The sequence below is a fragment of the Ewingella americana ATCC 33852 genome (genome assembly GCF_000735345.1).
Taxonomy (GTDB): Bacteria; Pseudomonadota; Gammaproteobacteria; order Enterobacterales; family Enterobacteriaceae; genus Ewingella; species Ewingella americana.
Genome location: NZ_JMPJ01000043.1, coordinates 1 through 16,807, shown reverse-complemented (window position 1 = coordinate 16,807; position 16,807 = coordinate 1). Strand labels below are relative to the sequence as shown.

General features: G+C 57.9%; 13 protein-coding genes. 7 read left to right on the top strand and 6 right to left on the bottom strand.

All coding sequences use genetic code 11. The features are described 5' to 3' along the window. Positions 1-83: 83 nt before the first annotated feature. The 5 genes from GEAM_RS07775 to GEAM_RS07755 form a co-directional block, all read right to left on the bottom strand. On the bottom strand, positions 84-329 hold the full coding sequence (locus GEAM_RS07775) for a hypothetical protein (protein WP_034790233.1): 246 nt from the start codon (positions 327-329) through the stop codon (positions 84-86). Between the two features lie 87 nt (positions 330-416). Beyond that, on the bottom strand, positions 417-1,094 hold the full coding sequence (narI, locus tag GEAM_RS07770) for a respiratory nitrate reductase subunit gamma (RefSeq protein WP_034790230.1): 678 nt from the start codon (positions 1,092-1,094) through the stop codon (positions 417-419). Then, on the bottom strand, positions 1,091-1,813 hold the full coding sequence (narJ, locus tag GEAM_RS07765) for a nitrate reductase molybdenum cofactor assembly chaperone (RefSeq protein ID WP_034790229.1): 723 nt from the start codon (positions 1,811-1,813) through the stop codon (positions 1,091-1,093). The genes narI and narJ overlap by 4 nt, the downstream gene beginning before the upstream one ends. After that, positions 1,810-3,348, bottom strand: coding sequence for a nitrate reductase subunit beta (gene narH, locus GEAM_RS07760; protein WP_034790227.1), 1,539 nt, complete (start codon positions 3,346-3,348; stop codon positions 1,810-1,812). The genes narJ and narH overlap by 4 nt, the downstream gene beginning before the upstream one ends. After that, the gene (locus GEAM_RS07755) at positions 3,345-7,109 is read right to left on the bottom strand and encodes a nitrate reductase subunit alpha (RefSeq protein ID WP_034790225.1); all 3,765 of its coding nucleotides are present in this window, start codon (positions 7,107-7,109) and stop codon (positions 3,345-3,347) included. The genes narH and GEAM_RS07755 overlap by 4 nt, the downstream gene beginning before the upstream one ends. Positions 7,110-7,486: 377 nt before the next feature. Here GEAM_RS07755 and GEAM_RS07750 point away from each other — a divergent pair, with 377 nt between their 5' ends. Continuing rightward, on the top strand, positions 7,487-8,506 hold the full coding sequence (locus tag GEAM_RS07750) for a transporter (RefSeq protein WP_034790237.1): 1,020 nt from the start codon (positions 7,487-7,489) through the stop codon (positions 8,504-8,506). Here GEAM_RS07750 and GEAM_RS07745 read toward each other — a convergent pair. Beyond that, positions 8,503-10,200 (bottom strand): chloride channel protein, encoded by a 1,698-nt coding sequence (locus GEAM_RS07745; protein WP_034790223.1) that lies wholly within the window; start codon positions 10,198-10,200, stop codon positions 8,503-8,505. The genes GEAM_RS07750 and GEAM_RS07745 overlap by 4 nt on opposite strands. A 269-nt stretch (positions 10,201-10,469) precedes the next feature. Here GEAM_RS07745 and GEAM_RS07740 point away from each other — a divergent pair, with 269 nt between their 5' ends. The 6 genes from GEAM_RS07740 to GEAM_RS07715 all read left to right on the top strand — a co-directional run bounded on the left by GEAM_RS07740 (position 10,470) and on the right by GEAM_RS07715 (position 16,466). Further along, positions 10,470-11,243 (top strand): glutamine amidotransferase, encoded by a 774-nt coding sequence (locus GEAM_RS07740; RefSeq protein ID WP_034790221.1) that lies wholly within the window; start codon positions 10,470-10,472, stop codon positions 11,241-11,243. Positions 11,244-11,271: 28 nt separating this feature from the next. Then, complete coding sequence (locus GEAM_RS07735; protein ID WP_034790219.1) at positions 11,272-12,045, top strand: ATP-binding cassette domain-containing protein; 774 nt, start codon at positions 11,272-11,274, stop codon at positions 12,043-12,045. Positions 12,046-12,152: 107 nt separating this feature from the next. Then, positions 12,153-13,139, top strand: a complete 987-nt coding sequence (locus GEAM_RS07730) for an autoinducer 2 ABC transporter substrate-binding protein (RefSeq protein ID WP_051899444.1) — start codon at positions 12,153-12,155, stop codon at positions 13,137-13,139. Positions 13,140-13,182: 43 nt separating this feature from the next. Continuing rightward, positions 13,183-14,184: an ABC transporter permease gene (locus GEAM_RS07725; protein ID WP_244956604.1), complete on the top strand. Its 1,002-nt coding sequence runs from the start codon at positions 13,183-13,185 to the stop codon at positions 14,182-14,184. After that, complete coding sequence (locus GEAM_RS07720) at positions 14,181-15,146, top strand: ABC transporter permease (RefSeq protein WP_034790215.1); 966 nt, start codon at positions 14,181-14,183, stop codon at positions 15,144-15,146. The genes GEAM_RS07725 and GEAM_RS07720 overlap by 4 nt, the downstream gene beginning before the upstream one ends. A 3-nt stretch (positions 15,147-15,149) precedes the next feature. Next, on the top strand, positions 15,150-16,466 hold the full coding sequence (locus GEAM_RS07715; protein ID WP_034790213.1) for a M20 family metallopeptidase: 1,317 nt from the start codon (positions 15,150-15,152) through the stop codon (positions 16,464-16,466). The last annotated feature ends 341 nt before the right edge of the window (positions 16,467-16,807 follow it).

Genomic DNA, 16,807 nt, shown 5'->3' with positions numbered 1-16,807 from the left:
GCCGCGTTGAGCACGTTTTTTAAACCACTCCTCATCCCAACCTTCTCCTCTGAGAGGAGAAGGAGTTAAACCAAAACCAAAAATTACGCTTTCGGGCCTTCGGTCTTCGCCTTCTTCTTCAATACAAACCAGCTAATCAGCCCCAAAACGCCACCAAAAATGATGAACCAAATCCCTAAGGCGAATTGTGGGGGCATTTCGCCGTTGGTGGCGTCGGGATTGCCGACCACTAAACCGTGGACCACGGCGACTATCCCGATGACGATCAGAATCAGGCTGTTGCGCAGCAGGCGGCGCGGCAGGGAGAATTGTTTTCTTTCGATAGCCATGGTGAGCATCCTTGATGAAGAGGCATTCAAATTAAAAAAGAAGGGCGCATCATAGCGCCCTTCTGTTTATTGCCACAACCCTGACTGTCAGCGGCGGTTACGCACCAGCTGGTATCGGCGAGTGAGATACTCCACCGGCGCGCTCCAGATATGCACCAGACGACAGAACGGGAACAGCAGGAATAGCGTCATGCCCAGCACGATGTGAATGCGGAAAATCAGCGCCACGCCGTCAAGATGGGCAGATGCCCCGCCGTGGAACGTGACCACGGCTTGCGCCCAGCCCACCAGCTTCATCATCTCGCTGCCGTCCATGTGCTGTGCGGAGAACGGAATGGTTCCCAGACCCAGAGCGCACTGCACCACCAGCAGAATAATGATCATGATGTCGCCAAAGCTCGACGTCGCGTGCACGCGGTCATTGCTCAGACGGCGATAAACCAGCATCAGCCCGCCAATCAGCGTCAACACGCCACAGGCACCGCCCGCCCACATTGCCATTTGCTGCTTAACCGGCACCGGCAGAAAAGATTCGTACATCCAGTGCGGGGTCAGCATGCCGAAGGCGTGACCGGCGATAATACCGAGAATACCCACGTGGAACAGCGGCGAAGCAATGCGCAGCAGCTTCTTCTCCAGAATCTGGCTGGAGCCCGCACGCCAGCTGTACTGGCCGTAGTCATAACGCATCCAGCTACCGACCAAAAACACCGTGCCGCAGATATAAGGATAGATATCAAACAAAAACATATTGAGGAAATTCATGGACGTGCCTCCCCAGCGTTGGCGGAATCAAGGTCAAGATATTGTGGCTGCACCGCACCGGCAAAACGCTTCTGGTGAGCGGCTTCTTCACCGCTGGCGCAGCTCTGCTCGCCGAGGAACTTGATCTGCTCCTCTTCCCATACCGCGTCGAGCGCGGCAGGCGTGTCATCGCGTGCCTCTTGTTGCAGGCTTGGACGCACGTCTTCGCTGGCCATCGCGCTGCCAGACAGGGCTAGCAGCAGGTCGAACAGCTGGGAATAGGCGCTGTTTCTCTCCTGCAAACGCGCCCCGAGCAGGGCCAGAATCGGCGCAATATCGTTTAAGCCTGAGCGCGCTTCATCCGCCGTCAGCGTGGACAAATACTCCAGATACAGCGGCAGATAGTCCGGCAGTTCGCGGCTGTCGATATCCAACCCGGCAGCGTGATACTGAGCCAGCAAATCCACCATCGCCTGCCCGCGATCTCGCGACTCGCCATGGACATGCTCGAACAGCAGCAGCGACGTCGCGCGGCCACGGTCAAACAGCCCGGTGTAGGAAGACTGCGCGTCGAGCAGATCCTGCTGGCAGAATCGGCGGATATAAGCCGCCAGCGCCGCCTGCTGCTCTGGGCTGAGCTCAGCCGCTTCGCTAATGATCTCCAGCAACTCGCTCTGACTCTCCCACAGCAGATCGTCGGGATAATCGAGCAGCAAACCGAGAATGCGTAGACTGTTCATTGATCACCTCGCGAGGTTTTGGCGCTCACATCAATGGCGTCAATACGTTTGCTGTTGAACAGATTGAATTTAGTGTCGCTGCCGTGGCAGCCGTCGCCGAAGCTGAAACCGCAGCCTTTGGCCTCTGGGAAGGCTTCACGCGCCTGCTCCCGATGGCTAGAAGGCACCACGAAACGGTCCTCGTAGTTGGCAATCGCCAGATAGCGGTACATCTCCTGCGCCTGCGCTTCGCTCAAGCCCACCTGCTCTAGCGCGCTGGTATCCACCACGCCATCGACGGATTCGGCGCGTTTGAAGTGGCGCATCGCTAACATGCGTTTCAGGGCCAGCAGCACCGGCGCGGTATCTCCGGCGGTCAGCAGATTGGCCAGATATTGCACCGGAATGCGCAGGCTTTCGACATCAGGCAGCACGCCGGTATGTGGCAATGCGCCCGCGTCGGCGGCGGACTGAATTGGCGACAGCGGCGGCACGTACCACACCATTGGCAAGGTGCGATATTCAGGGTGCAGCGGCAGCGCCAGCTTCCACTCCATCGCCATTTTGTACACCGGAGACTGGCGCGCCGCGTCCATCACGGACAGCGGAATGCCGTCTTTTTCAGCCTGAGCAATCACTTCTGGGTCATTCGGATTGAGGAAGATACTCATCTGGCTTTCATACAAGTCTTTCTCGTTTTCCACCGATGCGGCCTGCTCGATGCGGTCGGCGTCATACAGCACTACGCCAAGGTAGCGAATACGACCGACGCAGGTTTCGGAGCAGACGGTCGGCTGCCCGGCTTCAATGCGCGGGTAGCAGAAAATGCATTTTTCCGACTTGCCGCTCTTCCAGTTGAAATAGATTTTCTTGTACGGACAGCCGGTCAGGCACATGCGCCAGCCGCGGCATTTATCTTGGTCGATCAGCACAATGCCGTCTTCGCCGCGTTTATAAATCGCGCCGCTCGGGCAGGTCGCCACACAGGCCGGGTTGAGGCAGTGTTCGCACAACCGTGGCAGGTAAGCCATAAAGGTGTTTTCGAACACGCCGTACATCTCTTTCTGCATGTTTTCGAAGTTTTGATCGGCAGAGCGTTTGCTGAACTCGGTACCTAAATCGTCTTCCCAGTTCGGGCCGCCGACGATTTTGTTCATGCGTTTGCCAGTTAGCAGCGAGCGCGGACGCGCCACGGGCTGGTGTTTGCCCTCTTTGGCGGTGTGCAGATGCTGATAGTCGAAATCGAATGGCTCGTAGTAATCATCGATTTCGGGCATGTGCGGGTTAGCGAAGATCTTATGCAGCAGATTGGCTTTGTTCCCCATGCGCGGCTGCAATTTGCCGTTGATTTTGCGGATCCAGCCGCCCTTCCATTTCTGCTGGTTTTCCCAGTCGTGCGGATAACCCAGCCCCGGCTTGGTTTCCACATTATTAAACCAGGCGTACTCCATGCCTTCACGGCTGGTCCAGACGTTTTTACAGGTCACGGAACAGGTGTGGCAGCCAATGCATTTGTCGAGATTCAGCACCATGCCGACTTGTGAGCGAATTTTCATTTGGCTTTCTCCTGCGCAACCGCGCCCTGCACGTAGTCGTTACCTTCGTCGTCTAACCAGTCAATACGGTTCATTTTGCGCACAATCACGAACTCATCGCGGTTCGAGCCGACGGTGCCGTAGTAGTTGAAGCCGTAAGAGAGCTGCGCGTAGCCGCCAATCATGTGGGTCGGTTTAGGGCAGACGCGGGTCACTGAGTTGTGAATACCGCCACGCTGCTGGCTGATTTCAGAACCCGGAATGTTCACGATGCGCTCCTGCGCGTGGTACATCATGGTCATCCCCGCCGGTACGCGCTGGCTGACCACCGCGCGGGCGCTCAGCGAGCCGTTGGCATTGAAGGCTTCAATCCAGTCGTTATCTTCAATGCCTAGCTGGGTAGCGTCTTCTTCACTCAACCAGACAATCGGCCCGCCGCGCCCTAAGGTCAGCATCAACAAGTTGTCGCTGTAGGTGGAGTGAATGCCCCATTTCTGGTGCGGCGTCAGGAAGTTCAGCGCCATCTCCGGGTTGCCATTTGGCTTGGCGTTCAGTAAAGGCTGCGCCGCGCGGGTATCAATCGGCGGGCGATAAACCAACATGCTTTCGCCAAAGGCGCGCATCCACGCGTGGTCCTGATAAATCTGCTGGCGGCCGGACAGCGTGCGCCAAGGGATCAGCTCGTGAACGTTGGTGTAACAGGCGTTATAAGAAACGTGTTCATCTTCCAAACCTGACCACGTCGGGCTGGAAATAATCTTGCGCGGCTGGGCCTGAATATCGCGGAAACGAATTTTTTCGTCCTCTTTATTCAGCGCCAGATGTGTGTGGTCGATGCCGGTATTGGCACTCAGCGCCGCCCAAGCTTTCACCGCCACCTGCCCGTTGGTTTCAGGGGCCAGCGTCAGGATCACTTCTGCCGCGTCAATCGCCGTGGCAATGTTCGGGCGCCCTTTGGCAGCACCTTCGGCCTTGGTGTAGTTAAGCTTTTTCAGCAGCTCGACTTCACTGTCGGTATTCCAGTTAATGCCTTTACCGCCGTTGCCCAGTTTGTCGAGCAGCGGGCCGAGGGAGGTGTAACGCTCATAAGTGTTCGGGTAGTCGCGCTCAACCACCATCAGGTGCGGCGCGGTGACGCCCGGGATCAGCTCACAGTCGCCTTTTTTCCAATCTTCAACGCCGAACGGCTGGGCCATTTCTGCCGCCGAGTCGTGCTGAATTGGCAAGGTCACCAAATCGCTTTCAACGCCTAAATGACCCACGCAGACACGGGAGAACTCTTTGGCGATGCCTTTATAGATTTCCCAATCGCTTTTTGAGTCCCAAGCTGGGTCCACGGCGGCCGACAGCGGGTGAATAAACGGATGCATATCCGAGGTATTCATGTCGTCCTTTTCGTACCAAGTAGCGGTCGGTAGAACGATGTCGGAATAGAGACAGGTGCTGGACATGCGGAAATCGAGAGTCACCACCAGGTCCAGCTTGCCTTCGCCGCCCTGCGCCTGCCACTCCACTTCTTCCGGCATGATGCCGCCCTGCACGCCCAGATCTTCCCCCTGAATACCGTGTTCAGTACCCAGCAGGTATTTCAGCATGTACTCGTGGCCCTTGCCTGAGGAGCCCAGCAGGTTCGAGCGCCAAACAAACAGGTTACGCGGGAAGTTTTGCGGGTTATCCGGCTGCTCGGCGGCAAAGCGCAGGCTGCCATCTTTCAGGCTTTCTACCGCGAATTCCTGCGTGGTTTTGCCCGCCTGTTTCGCCATTGCCGCCAGATTCAGCGGGTTGACGCTCAGTTGTGGCGCAGAAGGCAACCAGCCCATCCGCTCGGCACGCACGTTGAAATCAATCATGCTGCCGGTGAACTGAGATTTGTCAGCTAATGGCGAAAGCAGCTCTTGCGGCGCGACGGTTTCATAGCGCCACTGGCTGGAGTGGTTATAGAAGAAAGAGGTGCTGTTCATGTGGCGCGGCGGGCGCTGCCAGTCCAGCCCAAAGGCCAGCGGCTGCCAGCCGGTTTGCGGACGCAGCTTCTCTTGGCCGACATAGTGCGCCCAGCCGCCGCCACTTTGACCGACGCAGCCACAGAAGATAAGCATGTTGATCAGGCCACGGTAGTTCATGTCCATGTGATACCAGTGGTTCATACCGGCACCGACGATGATCATTGAACGGCCATGGGTCTTGTGGGCGTTTTCGGCAAATTCGTGAGCAATACGCACGATATTTTGCTGGGAGACGCCGGTAATTTTTTCCGCCCACGCCGGGCTGTAGGCTTTGATTTCATCGAAGCTCTGCGCGCAGTTTTCATCATTCAGGCCGCGCTCGACGCCGTAGTTTGCCAGCGTCAGGTCATAGACGGTGGCCACCAGCACGCTGCTGCCGTCAGCCAGTTGCAGGCGTTTCGCAGGCAGTTTGTGCTGCAACACCTCTTCCAGCGCCACGCTGTTGAAATGCTCACTGACCGCGCCGCCGAAATATGGGAAGCCGACGCTGACCACTTCGTCGTGGTTATCCAGCAGGCTCAGTTTCAGGCTGACTTCCTGCTGCGCCTTGCCTTCGCGCGCTTCAAGATTCCACTGGCCTTTCTGCCCCCAGCGATAACCAATCGAGCCGAGAGGTGACACCAGCTCGCCGCTGGTTTCATCAATGGCGATGGTTTTCCACTGCGGGTTATTTTCTTGACCGAGGTTATCCACCAAGTCCGAGGCGCGCAGCATGCGTCCCGCCGCGTAATAGCCCTCTTCGCGCTCCTCAAGCATCACCAGCATCGGCATGTCGGTGTAGCGACGCACGTAGTCGGTAAAATACTGGCTTGGGTTATCGAGGTGGAAAGATTTGAGGATCACGTGGCCCATCGCCAGCGCCAACGCGCTGTCGGTCCCCTGTTTCGGTGCTAGCCAGTGATCGCACAGCTTGGCGACTTCGGCATAGTCCGGGGTAATGGCCACGGTTTTGGTGCCTTTGTAGCGCACTTCGGTGAAGAAGTGGGCGTCCGGGGTACGGGTCTGCGGGACGTTAGAACCCCAAGCGATAATATAAGAAGAGTTATACCAGTCGGCGGATTCAGGCACGTCGGTCTGCTCGCCCCAAGTCATCGGCGAAGCCGGTGGCAAGTCGCAATACCAGTCGTAGAAGCTCAGGCACACGCCGCCAATCAGCGACAGATAGCGCGCCCCAGCGGCATAAGAGACCATCGACATCGCTGGAATTGGCGAGAAGCCGATAATGCGATCCGGGCCGAAGGTTTTGGCGGTGTAGACATTAGACGCGGCAATCAGCTCATTCACTTCCTGCCAGCTGGAGCGCACAAAACCACCGCGCCCGCGCGCTGCTTTGTACTGTTTGGCTTTTTCCGGCTGATTGATGATGGAACCCCAAGCATCCACCGGGTCGCTGTGCTGCAACTTGGCTTCGCGCCACAGCTGGATCAGCTTTTTGCGCATCAAGGGATATTTCAGGCGGTTGGCGCTGTAGAGATACCACGAGTAGCTGGCGCCGCGCGGGCAGCCACGCGGTTCGTGGTTTGGCAGGTCAGGACGAGTGCGCGGATAGTCGGTCTGCTGGGTTTCCCAAGTGACCAGACCGTTCTTGACGTAAATTTTCCAGCTACATGAACCGGTGCAGTTCACGCCGTGGGTGGAACGCACCACTTTGTCGTGCTGCCAACGGCTGCGATAACCGTCTTCCCAATCACGATTGGTGTTAAGCGTCTGGCCGTGGCCGTCAGCGAAGGGTTCAGCTAGGGTTTTAAAATAGCGAAACCGGTCAAGGAATTTGCTCATCCGGGACTCTCCTGTGCAGCCGCCTGAAGCAGGCTGTCGTTATGAATGTCGACATTGCTTTTAATATCAGGAGGGTAAACAGCCCCAGAGTGTCTCTACTTGATTGCGATCAATCCACTGTCGTTAGGTAACTACTTACATAACGAATTATACCCCCAAAGGAGTAATCAATGAAAATCACTTAAACTATTGATCAATAGACATTTAAAGTTATTTTCATCAGCTATTGGCAACCTTAGACATGACGCAGGAAAATTGGGGGTATTGGCGGTTTTGCATTGTTACAGAAATATGAAACTCGCTGTCTGCTTATTGTATTTAGACGGAATACTGGCGTAATAGGCGAATCCGTTGTCCACATGCAGAAAACCCATTTCATGCCGAGCGAAAGACCTGCCGTACTCAATTTTAATGATGAAGTGACCGGGCTGATTTATGGCTTTATTTTCCGCCCCGGCAGGCCGCCGGAGCGCGTCTCTTCACAACAGGTGCAAGATGCTTATCAGCAAATTTGCCACAGCGAAGGCTTTATCTGGCTGCACGTCAATCTGACCCACGCGATGGCGGAAAAGTGGCTGAAAAAGCACTTCACCATCGATGAGTTATTTTTCGAAGAGATCCGCGAAGGCTCGCGCAGTACGCGGATTGAGCGACAGGGAAACAGCCTGCTGGCGGTGCTCAATGACGTGATTTTCAACCCTGAAGATAGCGTCGATGAAACCTCCACCCTGTGGGTCAGCTGCCACCCGCAACTGGTGGTCACCGCGCGCCACAAGCCGGTGCGGCTGATTGAGTTGCTCTACAAACGGCTGGAGTACATCAGCATCAACTCACCCATCGAGCTGATGGTCTATCTGCTGCAAGAGCAGGAAGATTTGTTGGAAAACATCGTGCGGCGCGCCAATCTGTATGTCGATCGCATTGAAGAGTGCCTGCTCACCCATCATGTGAAGAAAAACCGCGCCAACCTTGGTCGTTTGCGACGCATGCTGCTGCGCTTTCAGCGCCTGCTGGCACCTGAACCTACCGCCCTTTTCCGCCTGTTAAATCGCCCACCGGCGTGGATCGCCCCCGAAGTGGTGCAGAACTTCCGCCAATTCACAGAAGAGTTTTCCGTGGTGCTCAATGACCTGATCGCCCTCACCGAGCGCATCCGGCTGCTGCAAGAAGAGATCACCTCCCGCCAGATGGAGCAGAGCAACCGCACCCTCTACGTGCTGACGGTGATCACCGTGCTGGCGCTGCCAATCAACATCGTGGCGGGCTTTTTCGGCATGAACGTCGGCGGCATCCCTCTCGCCAATAACCACCACGGCTTCCTGCTGCTGGTGGTGATCGTCGGCGTATTTACCCTACTCGCCGGCTGGTGGGCATTGAGGCGACGGGATGATAGTTAAAGAAAATTCTTCGCTTTATTCAATAACGCTGCTTTGGTAATCACGCCTAACAGGCGGCGGGTTTCGGCGTTTTCTAATACGGGCAAACGCTCAAGGGGGGAATCGCTGAAGGTCGCCCACGCCTGCTCGTAGCTGGCGTTTTGGTACAGGGTGGTAAATTCCTGCTCGATAAAGTTATCGATAGGTTGATCGGCTTTCAGGCTGCCGTCAATGATGCCGCTAGCCAGTACGTTGGTCGGCACCACGCCGAGAAAACGCTCTTCGCTGTCCACCATATACACGAAGCGAGTGCGCTGTTTCAGCCCTTCGCCCACCACTTCCGCCAGCGTGGAGTGCACCACCATCCGCGAGCAAGGGGTGATGAGCGACGCCACCGAGCTGTTTTCAAACTCATTTTTCGCCATAAAGCGCGCATTGTGGCGAGCCAACACCGGATAGGTTCCCGCCGCTTTCAGCCGTGACGCGACCACGTAGGAGATAGCCGTCGCCAGCATCAGTGGGAACAGCAGCGAGCTGTTGAGGGTCATTTCGAATGCCATCATGATCGACATCAGCGGCGCATGACTGGTTGCCGCCAACAGCGCACTCATGCCAATCGCAGCGTACAGCCCAATCGGGCCGGGATCGAAACCCAGCCACTGGAGGAAAGTACAGACCAGCGCGCCGCTGGCCGCGCCAATCAGTAATGAAGGCGTGAACAACCCGCCCACCGCGCCGGAGCCGACGGTGATCGCCGTCGCCACGATTTTGAGCAGCAGCACCATCCACAGCGCGGTGTGCAAATCGCCGTCATTGAGAATCAAATCAATCACTTCGAATCCGTTACCCAGCACCAGCGGCGACACCATTGCAACCAGCCCGACGCCTAGTCCGCCAAGCCCAAGACGCAGAGCCGGATGGGAAATCGGCTTCATCCACTGGCGCACTTTATCGATTGAGCCAATAAACAGCGGCCCGAGGGTGCCGGTCGCCACGCCAATCACCAGCACGGTAAGCAGCGCGCCGGGAGACGGGCTAAAGGTAGCCGACGAGTAGAGATACAGCGGCTCGTAGTCAGTTACCGAGCGCACGGTCAGCACCGCCACCGAGGCCGAGATAAACAGGGGGATCAGCCGCTGCACCGCCGTCACGCCGAAAGCGATTTCTGCCACAAATAGCGCCCCGGCCAAGGGCGCGTGGTACACCGCCGCCAGACCGCCCGCCGCCGCCATGGCAATCAGGTCGGATTGATGCAACGCGCGTAATCGAGAAAAACGCCCGAGCAGGCTGCCGCTAAGGGCAGAAAGCTGCACCATCGCGCCTTCACGCCCGATAGAGCCGCCGCTGGCGATGCTGGCGAGAGAAGAAGCCGCGCGCAGCAAGGTACTGCGCAGCGGAATGCCCGGCAGGCGCTGGTCAATCACGTCGAGATAGTCCGGCATTTTGCCATGTTTGCGTTCAACGTTCAGCGCCCACAGCAGGATAAACCCGGCAATCACCCCACCCACCGTGGTAATAATCGGCCAGACCATTTTGGGGTATTCAAGGAAGGCTTTGGTGATATCCGTGCCATCGGTGAACATCAGGTCATTGATGCCGGAAATGGCGCTGCGAAAAGCGATGGTCACTAACGCGGCGATGATCCCCGCCGGAATAGCAATCAGCAAATTAATCAAGTCGCCCTTCTGCCAGGCATCAAGCACTTTCAACGTCATAGTTCTTCCGTATGGTGGGGATAGCGGCCGGTGACGCAGAGTAGCATTTTCTTCCCCCTCACCGCACCTGCTGGCAGCACGCCACGCGGCCTTTTTCGCCCCCTTTGACGCTTCGCAAAAGATTCATATAAATGTCTTATATTTGACCACCTAGCTCACATATTGACCACTAAACCGCTTTACTAAACCGGTTTACTTTGTTATCACCTTGCTACGGAGATGTTCTAAAGAGACCCGCACCAGGGGAATTCATTCAGGAGATTATGGGTATGACTAAACGCGTGCTGTTGTTAGGTGAAAGCTGGGTCAGTTCCGCGACTCACTACAAAGGTTTTGATCAGTTCGGTAGCGTCACTTTCCACTTAGGCGCAGAGCCGCTGGTTAATGCGCTAAAAGGCAGCGAGTTTGAGCTGACCTATCTACCGGCTCATGAAGTAGTGGAAAAAATGCCCTTCGATCTTGAAAGCCTGAAAGCCTACGACGCCATTATCTTGTCGGACATTGGCGCTAACTCCCTGCTGCTGCCGCCTGCGGTCTGGCTGCACAGCAAACCTATGCCTAACCGTCTGAAATTGTTGCGTCAATGGACCGAAGAAGGTGGCGGCTTGATGATGATTGGCGGCTACTTCTCCTTCCAAGGCATTGACGGCAAAGCGCGCTGGCGCAATACCCCGGTGGAAGACGTGCTGCCGGTCACCTGCCTGCCGTATGACGACCGTCTTGAAGTGCCGGAAGGCTTCTCGGCTAAAATCACCGGCGACAAAAACCACGCCATCCTGCGCGGCATTGAAGGCACATGGCCTCTGCTGCTCGGCGCTAACGAAGTGGTGCTGAAAGAAGGCGCGCACGTGCTGGCTACCCTGCCGGACGACGAAGGCGGCCACCCTCTGTTAGTCACCGGCAGCTATGGCAAAGGGCGCTCAATCGCCTGGACGTCGGACATCGGCCCGCACTGGGTACCCGGCGAATTCATCGCATGGCCGGGCTATGACCAGCTGTGGAAGAACTGTCTGAGCTGGCTCACCCACCTCGACAACGCCTGATAGCCCAAGACTCTACGGGAGATTCGCCATGGCTCAGCCCTATGTTCAGGCCGTTAACATTACCAAGCGCTTCGGGGCGTTAATCGCCCTGCGCGACGTCAATCTGGAGATTTATCCCGGCGAAGTATTGGCCCTGTTGGGTGATAACGGCGCCGGTAAATCCACCTTTACTAAAGTGCTGGCGGGAGCCCATCCGGCCAGCGGCGGCGAATTGGTGGTAGATGGCAAAGCAGTGAGTTTTAACTCGCCGAAAGACGCCTCGGACTGCGGCATCGCCACCATTTTTCAGGAGCTGGCGCTGTCCGAAAACCTGTCTATTGCGGAAAACGTCTTCCTTGGTCGCGAGTTGAAACACTCCTTCTTAGGCATTCCTTTTCTGCGCCAGCAGGCGATGCGCTCAAAAGTCGCCGAGCTGCTGCGCGAGCTGGAAGCCCATATTTCTGACCCGGAAGCGCCGGTTGGCAGCCTCTCCGGTGGCCAGCGGCAGGCCGTGGCTATCTGCCGCGCGCTGAACCTTAACGCCAAGCTGGTGATTATGGATGAACCGACCGCTGCGCTGGCCGTCGCTGAAACCCGCAAAGTGCTGGCCCTCACCCGCAAACTGGCGGAGCGCGGCTGCGCGGTGGTGCTTATCAGCCACAACATCGCCGACGTGTTTGAAGTCGCCGATCGCATGGTGGTGTTCCGTCGCGGCAGGAAAATTGCCGAGCGCCGACGCGCCGACACCACGCCGGAAGAGATTGTGTCGCTGATCACCGGCGCGCACCCTGAAGCACGAGCGTTCGAGGCCGCAACGGCCTGACCTGAGATCCACGAAGTTGCATCACCAAACAACACAACACCAGATCCACATTACAAAACCAAAAAACACAGCAGTTATCTCTCACATTCATGACAGGTGGGCTTTCTATGTTGAAAAAAATGATCAGCACCATGGTGGCATCTGCTCTTCTCGGCGCGACGGCTTTTAGCGCCTTCGCACAGGACAAACCGAAAGTGGCCTTTGTGCCGCAAATCGTCGGTATCCCCTATTTCAAAGCGATGCAGGACGGCGGCAACCGCGCGGCTAAGGCGTTTGGCGTGGATTTCATCTATTCGGGGCCGGTGGATACCAACCCGATGGACCAGTTGCAAATCGTGCAAAACCTGATTGCTCAGGGCGTTAACGCTATTTCGGTCAGCGTGCTGGATGCCTCGAGCATCGCGCCGGTGGTCGAGCAGGCCAAGGCTAAAAACATCAAGCTTTTCACCAGTGACAGCGACGCGCCGGACAGCGGCCGCGCGGTCTATGTGGCGCAGGCCACCGACGAAGGTCTGGGCGATACCGTGATTGACGAGATGGTGAAACGCGTCGGTGACCACGCCAAGATTGGCATTGTTTCCGGCGAAGCCACTGCCTCGAACCTTAACGCGTGGATTGGCTTTATGCAGCAGCGCGTGAAAGCCAAATACCCCAACGTCACGCTGCTGAAACCGCAGTTCGCGGGCGGCACCTCCAGCCGCGCGGCGCAAATTTCCGCCGACATGATTGCCGCCAACCCTGACCTGAAAGGCATTATCGCCGTCGCCTCTACCACCTGTCCGGGCGTAGCGCAGGCCATCGAAACCGCCGGCAAAATTGGCAAAGTGGTGGGTACCGGCTATTGCAGCCCGGACACCGCGCGCGCCTACCTGAAAAGCGGCTCCTTTGGCTTCTCCGTGCTGTGGGATCCGGAAAAACTCGGCTACCTGACCGTCTGGGCGGGTAAACAACTGATCGACGGCAAAACCTTCAGCGCGGAAAACAGCGTGCCGGGGTTGGATCAGAAAGTGGCTTATGACGCGAAAACCGGCGTGCTGCTGCTCGGCGCACCGGCGGTGTTTACCAAGCAAAACGTCGACCAATTCCACTTCTGATTTCTCGCGAAAAACTGAATCGCAACACTGAGGGGACACTGCCGTGGCAACATCCTTCACGCCCGCCCTGAAATTCTCGGGGCGGGAGCTGACGCTGGCCTGCGTTTGTCTGGTCGCCATCGTTATTTTCAGTCTGGCATCGCCCTATTTTGCCACGCTGGATAACCTGACGACCGTGCTGCGCAACAGCACAGAATTACTTTTGATTGGGCTGGGCATGACGCTGCTGCTGGCAATGGGCGGCGTGGACGTCTCGGTCGGCGTGGTGATGGGGCTGGCGGCGATTGTCATTGGTCAGTTGCTCAACGCGGGCGTTTCACCCGGCCTGACCGCCCTTTCCGGCCCGTTGGTGGGCGCGGTGATTGGCGTTATTAGCGCGCTGGTGGTGGTGGCGGGTCGCATCCCCGCCATCGTCGGCACGCTGGGGCTGTACGGCGTCTATCGCACGGCGGTGTTTGCCCTGCTCGGCGGCCAGTGGCTGTCGGGCCTGCCGGACTCGCTGACTCAGTTGGTCAGCGCGCCGCTGCTTGGCCTGCCGATCACCGTCTGGGTTATCGCTCTGGCTTATGGGTTGGTCTGGCTGGCGCTGCGCCGCACGCCGTATGGCCTGCACCTGCTGGCTATCGGCAATTCGGAAGACAAAGCGCGGCTTTCCGGCATTGCGGTCACCCGCGTTCGTTTCGCCACATTCATCATCAGCGGCCTGCTGTGCGGGCTGGCGGCCACCTTCTATGTCGGCACCTATCGCAACGTCGAAATGACTATCGGCAGCCAACTGGCGCTGGAGGCCATTGCCGCCGTGGTGCTGGGCGGAACCGGCATTATGGGCGGCCACTGTAGCCTGCTGGGCACGGTACTCGGCGTGTTCCTGCTGCGTATTTTGCAAAACGGCCTGCTGCTGATTGGCGTGCCGTCGCTGTGGCAAACCGTTGTCACCGGCGGCCTGCTGCTGCTGGTGCTCACCGCCGAAGTGCTCAGCGGCCGGTTGCGTATTCACAACATGAACCTGCGTAAAAACCGTCTTAAAGGAGAAGGAACCGCATGACTCTCACCGCGGGAGCTTCCCGCCTTTACCGTAAAAATCTGGTGCTCACTCTGCTCTGCGGGCTGTGGGTGGCGCTGGCATTAACCCTGCTGATTGGTCAGCCTTCGATTCTGTCTGGCGCGACCTTAACCAGCATCTTGCAGTTCGCCACATTGCTGGCGCTGGTGTCGCTGGGGCAAGCCTTGGTGGTGCTGGCGGGCGGCGCGGGGATTGACCTGTCGGTCGGCGGCAATGTGTCGCTGTCTGCTATTGCGGGCGTGATGGCGCTACAGGCCGGTGTTCCGGCGGTGCTGCTGCCAGTGGTGTGTCTGCTGTGTGGCTTCCTGCTCGGCGCGGTTAACGGCCTGCTGATCGCCAAGCTGAAAATCTACCCGCTGATTGTCACCCTCGGCACCTTCTACGCCTACTCGGGTCTGGCGCTGTCACTCACCGGCGGCGCGGCGCAGTCCGGGGTTCCCGCGTGGGTCTTGCCTTGGGGGCGCGGCGTGCTGGGCGATATTCCTCTGCCATTCCTCACACTGGTTATTCCCGCGTTTCTGATTGCCGCCCTGCTGCTGTCGTTTACCTCGTGGGGGCGCTGGATTTACGCCATGGGCTTTAACGAGCACTCGGCGCGACTGGTGGGCATCCCGGTCGACCGCGCGCGCATTCTGCTCTACTCCCTGTGCGGCATGCTGGCAGGCGGCGCGGGCTTTGTTTCTCTGTCGTGGCTCGGCAGCGGCAGGCCGAACGCAGGGGTGAATCTCGAACTGGAATCTTTAACCGCAGCCCTGCTGGGCGGCGTGGCGATATTTGGCGGCAAAGGCGGCGTGGCGGGGGTATTAGCCGCCGTCCTGCTGCTCGTCACTCTGAAAACCAGCATGTTGCAGTTTGGTATTAACACCGTTTGGCAAGTGGGCGTGGTCGGGCTGTTACTGATCGCGGTGCTGCTGGCCGACCGTCTTTCAAAAACCCGGAGCTAATCAATGACTTTTTCTACTCAGGCGCTGGCGGACCATATCGACGCCAATAAGCAGCGCATCGTCCAGACGCTGTGCGATATTTTGTCATTCCCTTCTATCGTGATGGCTGACCCCACTCAGGCTGGGCCGGGCGAGCGCGATTGCCAGCTCTATCTGCAGCAGCGCCTGCACCAGTTGGGCATGGAGACTGACCTGTGGGATCCCGATGGCCCGGCATTATATGAGAAATATAAAGGCCGCCCCGGCGCTAATAAAGGCCGCACTTTTGAAGGTCGCCCAAACCTCGGCGGCACCTTAAAAGGCACCGGCGGCGGTAAGTCCATCATGCTGACCGGGCATATCGACGTGGTGCCACCGGGCGCGCGCTCCCACTGGCGCACCGATCCCTTCTTGCCAGAAGTGATTGAAGATTTCGTCTACGGGCGCGGCGCGGTGGACATGAAAGGCGGCGTCGCCTGCATGTTGATGGCGGTGGAATTTTTGAAAGATCTGGGCGTTGAGCTGTCCGGCGACGTGGTCTTCACCACGGTGGTCGATGAAGAAATTGGCGGAATGGGCTCACTCGCCATGGTGGATCGCGGTTTCCGCGCCGATGCGGGGATCATGACCGAGCCAAGCGCCAACCAAATCGCGCCAATTTGCCACGGCATTCTGTGGGGCAAGATCATCGTCAACGGCGTGGGCGGTCACGCTGAGTTAACACCAAACTCATGGGACAGCACTGGCCCGGTGGACGCCGTCGAGCTGTGTCGCCAGATCATGGACGGAATCGACATTCTCAACCGCCGTTGGCAGTACGATCCGAAGAAGAATCACCCACTGATGGAGATGCCGAACAAGGTGATGATCACCCAGCTTAAGGTAGGCGAACACCCTTCTTCCACCGCCGGTCACGGGGAGATCATCATTGACGTGCAGTATCTTCCACACGAGAAAGATGAGTTTGGCCTAGGCGGACATGTGAAGCGCGAAGTCGAGGAACATATCTCCCGCGTGTGCGAAGCCGACCCGTACCTGCGCGCTCATCCAGCCTATATCGAGTGGATTCTGGACGCTGACTGCGCCGAAGTGCCGTCAGACCACCCTTTCGTGCAGACCTTCCAAGAAGCCGTGGTAGAAGCCAATCTGTCACCCGTGCTCTCAGGCTTCGGCGCGCACAGCGACATCGGCCTGCCAACCGGCATGGGCAACACGCCAACCGTCAACTTCGGCCCCGGCGACCCAGCGCAGTCCCACCAGCCGAATGAGCGCGTCTCGGTCGAGGATTTGGTGAATTGCACGAAGGCCATTGCCTTGGCGATTGAGAAGTGGTGTCGGTGAGGGACGGGGGGCGTCCGTGAGCCGCTTTTAAAGTCAAAATCGTGGGCTCGCCGCCTACGCTGGCCTTGAAGGTCAAGGTCGTGCGCTGCCGCCACACCGGCCTTGAGGTCAAAACCGTGGGCTCGCCGCCCACACTGGCCCAAAGGGTTTTAAACGAAACCCTTTGGAATCCTGCGTTTTTTTGCTGCTGGTAGATCGAGGCTGCGCAGGGGTGGGATGGACGTGCTTCAGCGGCCGCGGTGATCGTCGCGAAGTGCCGCCGCTTAGGCGGTTCCCTCGCTGCGGGATTCCAACCCGCGCAAAAGACTCGCGGTTTTCCACCTCTTGCTCGGCGTCACTTC

Coding starts and splice junctions, on each gene's coding strand:
- GEAM_RS07775 (WP_034790233.1), bottom strand. CDS start 329: ATGGCTATCGAAAGAAAACAATTCTCCCTGCCGCGCCGCCTGCTGCGC.
- GEAM_RS07730 (WP_051899444.1), top strand. CDS start 12,153: ATGTTGAAAAAAATGATCAGCACCATGGTGGCATCTGCTCTTCTCGGC.
- narH (WP_034790227.1), bottom strand. CDS start 3,348: ATGAAAATTCGCTCACAAGTCGGCATGGTGCTGAATCTCGACAAATGC.
- GEAM_RS07745 (WP_034790223.1), bottom strand. CDS start 10,200: ATGACGTTGAAAGTGCTTGATGCCTGGCAGAAGGGCGACTTGATTAAT.
- narJ (WP_034790229.1), bottom strand. CDS start 1,813: ATGAACAGTCTACGCATTCTCGGTTTGCTGCTCGATTATCCCGACGAT.
- GEAM_RS07735 (WP_034790219.1), top strand. CDS start 11,272: ATGGCTCAGCCCTATGTTCAGGCCGTTAACATTACCAAGCGCTTCGGG.
- GEAM_RS07755 (WP_034790225.1), bottom strand. CDS start 7,109: ATGAGCAAATTCCTTGACCGGTTTCGCTATTTTAAAACCCTAGCTGAA.
- GEAM_RS07715 (WP_034790213.1), top strand. CDS start 15,150: ATGACTTTTTCTACTCAGGCGCTGGCGGACCATATCGACGCCAATAAG.
- narI (WP_034790230.1), bottom strand. CDS start 1,094: ATGAATTTCCTCAATATGTTTTTGTTTGATATCTATCCTTATATCTGC.
- GEAM_RS07720 (WP_034790215.1), top strand. CDS start 14,181: ATGACTCTCACCGCGGGAGCTTCCCGCCTTTACCGTAAAAATCTGGTG.
- GEAM_RS07750 (WP_034790237.1), top strand. CDS start 7,487: ATGCCGAGCGAAAGACCTGCCGTACTCAATTTTAATGATGAAGTGACC.
- GEAM_RS07740 (WP_034790221.1), top strand. CDS start 10,470: ATGACTAAACGCGTGCTGTTGTTAGGTGAAAGCTGGGTCAGTTCCGCG.